This window comes from Microbulbifer sp. SAOS-129_SWC, from assembly GCF_039696035.1.
Taxonomy (GTDB): domain Bacteria; phylum Pseudomonadota; class Gammaproteobacteria; order Pseudomonadales; family Cellvibrionaceae; genus Microbulbifer.
The window spans coordinates 1,528,411-1,540,000 of sequence record NZ_CP155567.1 but is presented as its reverse complement, the minus strand read 5'-3'; the positions used below and the strand labels follow the sequence as shown (position 1 = coordinate 1,540,000).

At 63.9% G+C, this 11,590-nt stretch carries 11 protein-coding genes; all 11 read right to left on the bottom strand.

What is annotated here, in order from left to right:
- Window positions 1-159 precede the first annotated feature (159 nt).
- Window positions 160-1,398, bottom strand: coding sequence for an aspartate kinase (locus ABDK11_RS06520; RefSeq protein ID WP_346839495.1), 1,239 nt, complete (start codon window positions 1,396-1,398; stop codon window positions 160-162).
- Window positions 1,399-1,632: 234 nt separating this feature from the next.
- On the bottom strand, window positions 1,633-4,251 hold the full coding sequence (gene alaS, locus ABDK11_RS06515; protein WP_346839494.1) for an alanine--tRNA ligase: 2,619 nt from the start codon (window positions 4,249-4,251) through the stop codon (window positions 1,633-1,635).
- 63 nt (window positions 4,252-4,314) lie between these two features.
- Entirely contained in the window at window positions 4,315-4,665 is a 351-nt protein-coding gene (locus tag ABDK11_RS06510; protein WP_346839493.1) for a histidine triad nucleotide-binding protein, read from the bottom strand.
- Window positions 4,662-4,847, bottom strand: a complete 186-nt coding sequence (locus tag ABDK11_RS06505) for a Trm112 family protein (protein ID WP_346839492.1) — start codon at window positions 4,845-4,847, stop codon at window positions 4,662-4,664. Before ABDK11_RS06505 ends, ABDK11_RS06510 begins: the two co-directional genes overlap by 4 nt.
- A 96-nt stretch (window positions 4,848-4,943) precedes the next feature.
- Window positions 4,944-5,804, bottom strand: coding sequence for a lysophospholipase (locus tag ABDK11_RS06500; protein WP_346839491.1), 861 nt, complete (start codon window positions 5,802-5,804; stop codon window positions 4,944-4,946).
- A gap of 76 nt (window positions 5,805-5,880) precedes the next feature.
- A complete protein-coding gene (locus tag ABDK11_RS06495; protein ID WP_346839490.1) occupies window positions 5,881-6,897 on the bottom strand; it encodes a class I fructose-bisphosphate aldolase in 1,017 nt (338 codons plus the stop codon).
- Window positions 6,898-6,943: 46 nt separating this feature from the next.
- On the bottom strand, window positions 6,944-8,422 hold the full coding sequence (gene glpK / locus ABDK11_RS06490) for a glycerol kinase GlpK (protein ID WP_346839489.1): 1,479 nt from the start codon (window positions 8,420-8,422) through the stop codon (window positions 6,944-6,946).
- Window positions 8,423-8,548: 126 nt separating this feature from the next.
- Complete coding sequence (gene pcp, locus ABDK11_RS06485; RefSeq protein ID WP_346839488.1) at window positions 8,549-9,193, bottom strand: pyroglutamyl-peptidase I; 645 nt, start codon at window positions 9,191-9,193, stop codon at window positions 8,549-8,551.
- Window positions 9,190-10,137 (bottom strand): DUF979 domain-containing protein, encoded by a 948-nt coding sequence (locus ABDK11_RS06480; protein WP_346839487.1) that lies wholly within the window; start codon window positions 10,135-10,137, stop codon window positions 9,190-9,192. The genes pcp and ABDK11_RS06480 overlap by 4 nt, the downstream gene beginning before the upstream one ends.
- Window positions 10,138-10,139: 2 nt before the next feature.
- Complete coding sequence (locus ABDK11_RS06475; protein WP_346839486.1) at window positions 10,140-10,871, bottom strand: DUF969 domain-containing protein; 732 nt, start codon at window positions 10,869-10,871, stop codon at window positions 10,140-10,142.
- Window positions 10,872-11,084: 213 nt separating this feature from the next.
- On the bottom strand, window positions 11,085-11,561 hold the full coding sequence (locus tag ABDK11_RS06470; RefSeq protein ID WP_346839485.1) for a regulatory protein RecX: 477 nt from the start codon (window positions 11,559-11,561) through the stop codon (window positions 11,085-11,087).
- Between the last annotated feature and the right edge of the window lie 29 nt (window positions 11,562-11,590).

The following is an 11,590-nucleotide window of genomic DNA, read 5'->3' as shown; positions in this document are numbered from 1 at the left end:
AACCGGATGGCGGCGCAAATGGTCGAATATCGCCCGTCACATTATTCAGTATTGACCAGTGGATCGAAATCTCAACAGGTCGGACTCTACGCCAAATGACCGAATCGCTATGGAAAGCGCTCGGCCGCCTTCGTTCTGGTTATAGTTCAAATACTCGCGTCAGCTCGCCGCACGCGGCTCTGACAGTTCAAATTCGCTGTGCAGGGCCCGCACAGCGAGTTCCAGGTAGCGCTCGTCAATGATCACCGAGATCTTGATCTCAGACGTGGTAATCATCTGGATGTTGATATTATCTTCACCCAGGGCGTTGAACATACGGCTGGCCACATTGGCGTGAGAGCGCATGCCAACACCGACGATGGATACCTTGGCAATCTTGTCATCCGCCACCACTTCCCGGGCACCCAGCTCGCCCGCCACCCGCTCAAGCACGGCGCGGGCCTTGGACAGGTCGTTGCGGTGCACGGTGAAAGTGAAGTCAGTGGTGCCGTCGATCGAGCTGATGTTCTGCACGATCACATCGACTTCAATATTTTCTGCGCCAATTGGCGCCAGTATACGGCAGGCTACTCCGGGAGTATCCGGCACCCCGCGAATCGTCAGTTTGGCCTCATCGCGGTTAAAAGCTATTCCGGAAACAACAGGTTGTTCCATCTCCTTGTCATCCTCATCCAAACTGATCAGTGTGCCGCCGCCCTCTTCAAACGTAGAGAGGACACGCAGGGGCACCTTGTATTTGCCGGCGAATTCCACCGCGCGGATCTGCAATACCTTGGATCCGAGGCTGGCCATTTCCAGCATCTCTTCGAAAGTGATGCGATCGAGGCGACGCGCGCTGTCGACTACGCGCGGGTCGGTGGTATACACACCGTCAACGTCGGTATAGATCTGGCACTCGGTGGCCTGTAGCGCCGCAGCCAGCGCAACACCGGTGGTATCGGATCCACCGCGGCCAAGGGTGGTGATATTGCCGTCGTCATCCACTCCCTGGAAGCCCGCCACCACGACGACGCGGCCGGCATCCAGGTCGCGGCGCATACGCTCGACGTCAATACGCTGGATGCGCGCCTTGGTATGCGCGTTGTCGGTAAGAATCTTGACCTGCCCCCCGGTATAGGAACAAGCGTCATAGCCGCGCTTTTTCAGCGCCATGCTGAGCAGCGCAATAGTGACCTGCTCACCGGTAGACACCAGCACATCCATTTCACGCGGGTCCGGATGTTCCTGAATCTGGTGGGCGAGATCGACCAGGCGGTTAGTCTCACCACTCATGGCGGACAGCACCACGACCATCTCGTGCCCCTGGGCGCGGAATGACGCCACCTTGTCGGCCACAGCTTCAATGCGCTCGATCGAGCCCACTGAGGTGCCGCCGTATTTCTGCACGAACAAACTCATCGCTTTCAGTGTTTCCTTACTACTCGCCCGCCACATGGTTGGCGGGCTCGCCTAGTCTCACGCGTCTTGTACCAGTTCGCGCAAGTCGCGCACTAAATCACCAAACATCGGCGAAATCAACTTGGCTCCGGTCAATTCCGGCCATCTTGACCGAAATAAACCAGTACCAAGTGGCCGTTAAGATCCCGTAGAGCGAAAACGGGGATCTTGCGGCCGCAAAATACCAGATTCAACTCAGCTGGCCGCCACTTGCTGCTCTATCCAACCTGGCACTTCCTTCAACAATTCCGGCAGTGCCGCGATATCGGTGCCGCCGCCCTGGGCCATATCCGGTCGCCCACCGCCCTTGCCGCCGAGCCTGCCGGCGGCAAAGCGCATCAGATCGCCGGCGGCCACGCGCTTGGTCAGGTCCTTGGTGACGGCCGCCACCAGGGCGACCTTGTCGTCGCCCGGCGCCGCCAGCAATACCACGCCGCTACCCAGCTTGTTCTTCATCTGGTCGGCGAGATCGCGCAGCGATTTGGGATCGGCGCCGTCGATAGACGCCGCCAGCAACTTGAAGCCGGCCACTTCCACCGCCTGGCTGGACAGGTCGCCGCCGGCGCCACTGGCCAGTTTGGTCTTCAGCTGCGCCAGCTCCTTTTCCAGCTTGCGGTTGTTGGCCAGCAGCTGCTCCACCTTGTCGGCGAGCGTGTCCGGGCGCGTCTTGAGCAGCGCGGCGGTGTGCTCGAGGCGCTGCTGCGCCTGATCAAACAGGGCCAGGGCGTGGGCGCCGGTCACCGCCTCAATGCGGCGCTGCCCGGAGGCGATGCCGCTCTCGCTGACGATGCGCAACAGGCCGATATCGCCGGTGCGCTGCACATGGGTTCCGCCACAGAGCTCCACCGAGAAGGCGCTGCCGTCATTGATTTCCCCCATGGACAGTACACGCACGCTGTCGCCGTACTTCTCGCCAAACAGGGCCATGGCGCCCTTCTGCTTGGCGCTTTCGATATCAGTTTCCTCGGTGTGCACCGGGCTGTTGGCGCGGATCTGTGCGTTGACCAGCGACTCGATCGCGTGCAGCTGCTTGGCGGTGACCGCCTCGGGATGGGAGAAGTCGAAGCGCAGCCGCTCGGAATCCACCAGCGAGCCCTTCTGGGTCACATGTTCGCCCAGCACCTTGCGCAGCGCGGCGTGCAGCAGGTGGGTGGCGGAATGGTTCAATGCGGTGGCCTGGCGCACTTCGGCACTGACTCTGGCCTCCAGCTTGTCACCGACAGCGATACCGCCCGCCAACACCTTACCCAGGTGCAGATGGTGGGCGCCCTGCTTGCTGCAGTCGCGCACTTCGAAGCGGTTGTCGCCGGCACTCAAGTAGCCGCTGTCGCCCACCTGGCCACCGGATTCCGCATAGAAGGGGGTGCGCTCGAGCACAATCGCGCCCTCTTCGCCCTCGGCCAGCCGTTCAACCTGCTCGCCATCCTTGACGATGGCCACCACAGTGCCCGCCGCTTCGGTGGTGTCGTAACCGACAAACTCGGTAGCGCCGTCCAGATTCAGGGCCTCGGTGTAGTCCTGCTTGAACTTGCCGGCGGCACGCGCGCGTTCGCGCTGGGCTTCCATGGCCGCCTCGTAGCCGGCCATATCCAGGTTCAGGCCGCGTTCGCGGGCGATATCCTGGGTCAGGTCTACCGGGAAACCGTAGGTGTCGTACAGCGCGAATACCAGTTCACCGGGAATCTCGTTGCCCTCGAGGGAGGCGAGCCCCTCCTCCAGCAGCGCCATACCCTTATCGAGGGTCTTGGCGAATTGCTCTTCTTCCTTGCGCAGGGCATTTTCGATCTGCTCGCGTTTGTCGCGCAGCTCCGGGTAGGCGTCGCCCATCTGCTCGGCCAGCGCCGCCACCAGTTTGTAGAAGAAGATCTGCTCGTGGCCCAGTTTGTGCCCGTGGCGCACGGCGCGGCGGATGATGCGGCGCAGTACATAGCCGCGCCCCTCATTGGACGGCAGCACACCGTCGGCAATCAGGAAGGCGCAGGAGCGGATATGGTCGGCGATCACGCGCAGGGACTTCTCTTCCAGATCGCTGCAGCCGACGATGTCGCCAGCAGCCTTGAGCAGCGCCTGGAACAGGTCGATCTCGTAGTTCGAATGAACGTTCTGCATCACCGCGGCGATGCGCTCGAGGCCCATGCCGGTATCCACGGACGGTTTCGGCAGCGGGTGCAGCTCGCCGTCGGCAGTGCGCTCGTACTGCATGAACACTAGGTTCCAGATCTCGATATAGCGGTCGAGGTCATCGTTGTCGGAACCGGGCGGGCCACCGGGCACGTCTGCACCGTGGTCGTAGAAGATCTCGGAACTGGGGCCACAGGGGCCGGTGTCGCCCATCTGCCAGAAGTTGTCCTCGTCCAGGCGCGAGAAGCGCTCCGCCGACACGCCCATTTCCTTCAGCCAGATATCCGCAGCCTCGTCATCACTGATATGCACGGTGACCCACAGGCGCTCTTCCGGCAGCCCCAGCACCTTGGTCAGGAACTCCCACGCAAAGCGGATGGCGTCGCGCTTGAAGTAATCGCCGAAACTGAAGTTGCCCAGCATTTCGAAGAAGGTGTGGTGGCGGGCGGTGTAGCCGACATTTTCCAGGTCGTTGTGCTTGCCGCCGGCGCGCACGCAGCGCTGGGAGCTGGTGGCGCGGTTGTAGGGGCGCTGCTCCTGGCCGAGGAAGGTGTCCTTGAACTGCACCATACCGGCATTGGTGAACATCAGCGTCGGGTCGTTACCGGGCACCAGCGAACTGGAGGGCACAATGGTGTGGCCCTGTTCGGCAAAGTAATTCAGGAAAGCGTCGCGAATCTCTGCACTCTTCATCCAGCGTAATTCCACTTCGTTAATCAATATTCGTTTTACAGGCGGCCAATAACGGCTTGCCAGCTAGTCAGCCAGCCCCTGCTCGCGCATCTCGCGCTGTGCCAGCAGGTGTATATGCAGGTGAAAGACCGTCTGCCCCGCCGCGCGGCCATTGTTAACCACCAGGCGGAAGCCCTCCAGCCCCTGCCGGCGCGCTACTTCTGCGGCTACCCACATCAGGTGGCCGAGCAGCGGTTTATCGGCGACTTCGGTATCGGACAGATTGACCAGCGGCTTGTGCGGAATAATCAGCAGGTGGGTAGGCGCCTGCGGCGAGCGGTCGCGGATGACGATGCACTGGTCGTCCTCGTAGAGGCGCGGCACCTCGATATCACCGGCGACGATCCTGCTGAAGACGCTGGGCTCGGAAGTCACTTCTCCAGCTTTTCCTCGGCCGTGAGTGGGCGCGCCTCGGATTCCAGCATCACCGGGATGCCGTCGCGCACCGGGTAAGCCAGGCCGCTGGCCTTGCACACCAGCTCCTGAGTATCTTCGTGATACTCGAGGGGTGCCTTGCTCACCGGGCACACCAACAGACTCAGCAACTTCTTATCCATGGACTCCATGCTCCACCCAATCTACCGCGGGTCAAAAATGACCGCGTATAGTACAACGGTTGACGGGGTATTTCACGGCCCTTCGCGTCGCGAGCTTCAGCTGGAGGCCGCTGCCTGCGGCGCCGGCAGCTGTGCCTTCAGGTACTGCAGCAGCAACTCCCGCGCCACCGGCCCCTCCTCCACTTCATTAAACAGCTCGTGGTAGGCACCGGCAAAACTGTGCAGACGCTTGCAATCGCTCCCGAGCAAGTCGAACCAGGTACGGGTAGTGCGCGGATCCACGGCCAGATCGCCGTCCGGCAGCAGCACCAGGCAGGGCAAGGTAATTTGCGCGAGACGCGGCTGCAGGAACTCGCGCTCGCGCAGGAAGGCACAGAACCACTGGACCGTGACCCGGTTGTGAACCAGGGGATCGGCGCGGTAATCGGCCACCACCGTCTCATCCCGGCTCAACCAGCGCGGATTGATCCGGTTCGGCAGCGACAGGCGCGGCGCCAGCCGCACCAGCCGCTGCACCAGCCAGCGCTCCAGCGCGCCGGGCTCGGCGCCGCCGCGAAAGCCCGGCGCCGAGAGAACCAGTCCGTCCATACCGCCGAAGCGGATGGCGCAGCCACACGCGATCACACCGCCGAGGCTGTGCCCCAGCAGGTGCAGCGGGCGCCCGCCACCGGCACGCGGTTCGCTGTCCATCTCCTGCCGCACTACGCGCAGGAAGTGGTACAGATCTTCGCTGTAATGGGCAAAGTCTTCGATATGCCCGCGCCGCCCTTCGGACTCGCCGTGCCCGAAGTGATCCAGGGCGTAGACGCTGAAACCGGCACCGTTCAGAGTGCGCGCCAGCGCCCGATAACGGCCACTGTGCTCACCGAGCCCATGCGAGATGACAACCGCGCCCAGCGCCCCTTCAACCCACCAGCGCCGATAGTGCAGGCGGTGACCACGCGAAACAAATTCCATGACTCTCTCCCCATCTTGTGTTTATCGTTATTATCCGTGCCAATTGTTGTCATTTGACGGCAGTGCGGTGGCCGCACTAGTCAGCCTCCAGGGATGGCTCATAATCACCGAGCATCGCCAGGTGGTTCAATCGCGCCCGCTTTAGCAGCGCGTCCTGAGCCGCGGGCCCATTGGCAGCGTCGCCCCCCCAGGCTTTCAACGCCGGCTCCTGCAGCGCACGACCATAGGAAAAGCTGAGCTGCCAGGGCGACTGCCACAGCTGGTTGAGGGCGTTCAGGTTGACCGTGGCCTCCTCTGGACCCTGGCCGCCGGACAGGAAATTGATACTCGGCACCGCCGCCGGCACCGCGCGGCGCAGGCTGCGCAGCGTGTACTCGGCCACCTGCTCCGGGGGCGCTTTGGCACACTCCTTACCCGGCGTGACCATGCTGGGCTTGAGGATCATCAGTTCGAGCACCACGCCGTGCCGGTGCAGCGCGTGAAAGACCTCGTGCCAAACCACCTCGTTGACTTCGGCCGCCTGCTCGATGCTGTGCTCGCCGTCGATCAGCACTTCCGGTTCGACGATCGGCACTACGCCCTGCGCCTGGCATACCGCCGCATAGCGGGCGAGCATTTCGGCATTGGCGGTAAGCCCCAGCCGGGAGGGGTTGGACGGGCCTATGGGGTAGACCTCGCGCCATTTGGCGAAGCGCGCCCCCTGCTGCTTGTAGCCATCGAGTCGCTCGGCGAGACCGTCGAGGCCATAGGTAATCATGTCGCCCGGAGCCCCGGGCAGCGGGCCCTTGCCCTTGTCCACCTTGATACCGGGCACAATCTTCTGCGCTGCCGCCACTTGCGGCAGCGGAATGCCCGCATCGTCGGCCTGGGACAACGTCTCCTCGAACAGGATGACACCGCACACATAGTCGCCGAGCCCCTCGGCCGACAGCAGCCGCGAACGGTAAAAGCGGCGATTCTCCTCGCTGGACTCGACGCCGATCGCATCAAAGCGCTTGGCGATGGTGCCGCTGCTCTCGTCCGCAGCCAGGATACCGCGGCGACCATCGACCATCTCGGCGATGGTCGCCTGCATCTCATCAATGACGCTCATGGATTCACCTCCAATCAAAACCTGACTCGAGGATAGGCCGCTGGGATCAGAATGCGCGGCAGGCGGCGACGGCTTTTTGCCAACCCTGCAGCAACTGGTCGCGCCGTGCCTCCGCCATCTGCGGTACAAAGTCGCGCTCCAGTTCCCGCAAGCAGCCGGGCAGCGCATCCGCGCTCCACAGGCCGGCGCCGATCCCCGCCAGCAGTGCCGCGCCCACGGCAGTGGACTCGATCTGGCGCGGGCGCTCTACCCGCACCCGCGAAATATCCGCCTGGAACTGCATCAGGAAATTGTTGGCGCTGGCCCCGCCGTCGGCACGGATATGGCTGATGCCCACACCGAGGGCCTCGCCCATAAGCTGCGCCAGTTCTTCGCTCTGGTAGGCGATGGACTCCAGCGTCGCGCGCACCAGTTCCGCCTTGCCGGCGCCGCGGGTGAGGCCGCAAATGGTACCGCGCGCATGGGGATCCCAGTGCGGTGCGCCGAGGCCGCTGAACGCCGGCACCAGGTAGACGCCGCGGGTATCCGGGATGCGATGGGCGATGGTCTCGGTGTCGGCCGCCTCGCGGATCACGCCCAGCTCGTCGCGCAGCCACTGCACCGCCGAGCCGGCATGGAACACCGCGCCTTCCAGTGCATACAGGGGACCGCCGTCGGGCCCGCAGGCGATGGTGGTCAGCAGTCCCGGCGGAGCCACCGGGCGCTCTTCGCCGGCGCAGGCGAGCATAAAGCAGCCGGTACCGTAGGTATTCTTGACGCTGCCGGGGCGGGTACACCCCTGGCCGAACAGCGCCGCCTGCTGATCGCCGGCCACGCCGCAAATATCGACCGTCGCGCCGAGGAAGGCCTCCGCATCGGTGGTGGTGAAACGCCCGGCAGAGGGGCGGATTTGTGGCAGCACAGCTTCCGGGCACCCGAACAGCGCCAGCAGGTCCGGATCCCAACAACGCTGCTCGAGGTTGTACAGCAGGGTACGACTGGCGTTGCTGTGGTCGGTCAGGTGCGCGCGGCCGCCGCTCATCTTCCAGATCAGCCAGCTGTCGATGGTGCCGAAACACAGTTCGCCGGCGCGGGCCCGCGCCAGCAGTTCGGGCTGCTCGCGAAACAGCCACTGCAGCTTGCTGGCGGAGAAATAGGGATCCAGCACCAGTCCGGTTTTCTGCCGCAGCCACCCGGCTTTGCCGGCCCGCTGCAGCTCCGCACAAATCTCCGCCGAGCGCCGACACTGCCATACGATCGCCGGACACACCGGCTCACCGGTGCGCCGATCCCACAGCACGGTGGTCTCGCGCTGATTGGTGATGCCGATGGCGGTCAGTTCCGCCGCACCGATGCCGGCGCGCTCCAGCGCCGCCGCGCACACGCGCAGGGTCACCTCCCAGATTTCGCTGGCGTTGTGCTCCACCCAGCCGGGACGGGGGTAGTACTGGGGAAATTCGGAATAGCTGCGGCCGCGCAGGGCGCCGCTGCTATCGAAGACAAAGGCGGTGGTGCCGGTGGTGCCCTGGTCGATGGATAGGATCATTGGGGGCTCTCGCGCTTATTATTCTCGATCTCATCAGCTTGCAGTCAGAATATAAGTCGGATTCCGCCACGTCCAGCAGATGGCGCAGGCAGCGAAGCTCCGCCGGCGGCAGGGCCCGCAGCGGCTTCAGTGAGTGGTGCCGGCAACGGCCTCGATCTCGCGCATGTCCCTGCCGGCGGCCAGCAGCTCGTCGCAGATGCCCGCCAGCCCGGCGGTCAGGCTCGCCAGCGACATGCTCGGGCTGCCCGGGTGACGCGCGGCCTGCTCCGGCAGGTAGGGAATGTGCACGAAGCCCACGCGCGGGCGCTGCGGCAGCGCTTCGGCCAGGTGGCTGGCACCGTAGAAGAGGTGATTGCACACGAAAGTGCCCGCGGTATAAGACAATTCGGCGGGAATGCCGCGGTCGCGCAGGCCGGCCGCGAGACGCTTGAGGGGCAGGCGGCTGAAATAGGCCGCCGGCCCGCCCGGCACTACCGGCGTATCAATGGGCTGGCGATCGGCGTTGTCGGGAATCCGCGCCTCGTTGAGATTGATCGCCACCTTTTCCAGGCTGATGGCACTGCGCCCACCGGCCTGGCCGATCGCCAGGATCACGTCCGGCGCCAGCGCCCTGACCTTGTGCCCCAGCTGCTCCAGGCACAGATCGAACACGCAGGGCAGCTCCAGCGTCTCTACCGCATCGCGGTAACCATGCAGAGTCTTCACCGCCTCCCAGGACGGATTGATGGCTTCACCACCAAAGGGCTCGAAACCTGTCAGCAGTATTTTCACAGGAACCACCACAAGAGAAGGATATTTGCCAGCAGCACCAGCAACGCGGTGGGCACCTGGGCCTTGATCACCGCATTCCGGTCGCGCAGGTCGAGTAACGCCGCCGGCACGATATTGAAGTTGGCGGCCATCGGGGTCAACAGGGTACCGCAGTATCCGCAGAACATGCCGATCGCGGCCATTACCGCGATATTGCTGTGGTATTCCTCAACCAGGAAAGGAAGGCCGATTCCCGCGGTAATCACCGGGAAAGCGGCAAAGGCGTTGCCCATGATCACGGTGAACAGTGCCATACCCACGGCGAAGGCCACGATCGCCCAGATACGCTGCCCTTCAGGCAGTATCTGCCCGACGATATCCGCCACTGCATCGCCGACCCCGGCCTGGGCAAACAGGATGCCCAGGGTCGCCAGCATCTGCGGCAGCAGCATGGCCCAGCCGATGGTGTCCATCAGCCGCGCGCTCTCGCGCAGCCCCTGCGCCGGGGCTTCGCGGGTAAAACGACAGGCAAGAATAAAGGCCAGTACACAGGCGATGCCGAGACTCACCAGGGTGGCCTTGGCGGGAGCCACCAGCGTGATTCCGTGACGCGCCAGAAAGGGAAAACCCAGCGCACCCACCATGGTGAAGCCGGGGATCGCCAGGGACGGCCAGAACAGCTTGACCCCGAGCCGCTCGGCACCGGCGCGGGCGCGCTGCTGATCCGGCTTGGCGGCGGGCTTGGCCACCACCAGATTGAAACCGCCGAGCAGGCACATGGCGAGTACCAGCGCCCCGCTTACAGCGGACGGCAGCCAGTCGCCGGCCAGGAACAGAAGGCCAAACAATCCCCAGAACAGCGCCGACGGCCAGCGCCCGGGGCGGGTTCGATCGACTGCCGTGAGCACCGCGTTAGCCAGTAACAGCAAACCGGCGATGGCATAGAACAGCTCTAACTTCACCACGATTACTGCCCCTCCGGCGCGGCGATCGAGTCACTCTCGGCCGCGCTCGAGGCGCCGCGCGCACGGGCCAGCTGGCGATCCAGCCGCACTACACGGATACCGTGGATCAGTAGTGCGCAGAGCGCGGTGGGGATACCCCAGAGCGCGATATGCATCGGCTCCACCTGGTAGCCCTGCTCGGAGAGGAAGGTATACATCAGCATGACCGCGCCGAAGGCGACAAAGATATCCTCGCCGAAGAAGAGGCCCACATTGTCGGTGGCTGCGGACATGGCGCGCAGCTTCTGGCGCTCCTCATCAGTGAGCGGCCCCAGGGACTTTTCCGCGGCACCCTCCGCCATCGGTGCGAGCAGTGGCCGCACCATCTGCGGGTGTCCGCCCAGGCCGGTCAGGCCCAGTGCAGCGCTGATTTCGCGCATAAACAGGTACAGCGCCAGCAGGCGCCCGGCGGAGATACTCTTGAAGCGGGAGATCCAGTTCGCCGCCTGCTCGCGCAGGCCGTTGCGTTCCAGCAACCCAACCACCGCCAGCGGCAGCACCAGAATCAGGGAGAGTGTACGGGTGTGGACGAAGCCCTCGCCCAGGTCCTTGAGTATCTCGGTGATGGGCAGGGCGGCCGCCAGCCCGGTCGCGATACCCGCCAGGGTCACCACCAGCAGCGGATTGAAGCGCAAGGCAAAACCGACGATGACGACCAGGACCCCGATCAGGGGCCAGTAGGAGACTGCGTCCATAAGAGGAACCCTATCTGCTATTCACATGATTCCGGGCAAGCCGCATCCGTTTCGAACTCGGATTCAATCACTCTGACAGCCGGGATGTCCGGTATTCATTAGGCTGATTATTGCGCCATTATGGAGCAGTTGAACGGGAACGGCTAATCGAAAGCTGTCTGTGAACGGAGGTTCAGTCTCTGGCGGGCGGGACCGGTGGCGGTAGAGATCCGCTCAGTATGCGGCTTCCAGGGCCCAGCTGATGGCATCGGCGGGGAAACCACGATAGGCGAGGTGACGCTGCCGCCGGGCGCGCTCTTTGAGCTGCTGTTCACGCGACAGCGCGGCATTGATGGGTGTACGGAACTTGCGCTGCAGCTGTTCAGCGGCCAGCGCAAACCAGTCGGCCTCGGCCTGCTCCAGCGCACTTTCAATCAGCTGGTTGCCGATACCGCGCTGCTGCAGGTCGCGGCGGATACGCAGCGGCCCCTGGCCACGCTGCACCCGCGAGCGGGCAAACACCTCGGCGAAACGCCGGTCGGACTGGTAATTGAGCTCGGCGAGGCGCGCGAACAGCGCCTCGAAGTCGGCATCGGGGAACTTGCCCGCGAGCTTGTCCCGCAGTTCCCGGCGGGAGTGCTCGCGACGGGTGAGTAGCTCAAGCGCTGCACCGAACAGCGCCTGAGCCTGGTCTGGGGTTTTGAAAGACACGAATCCTTCCGTTATTGATGCTCCCGGCA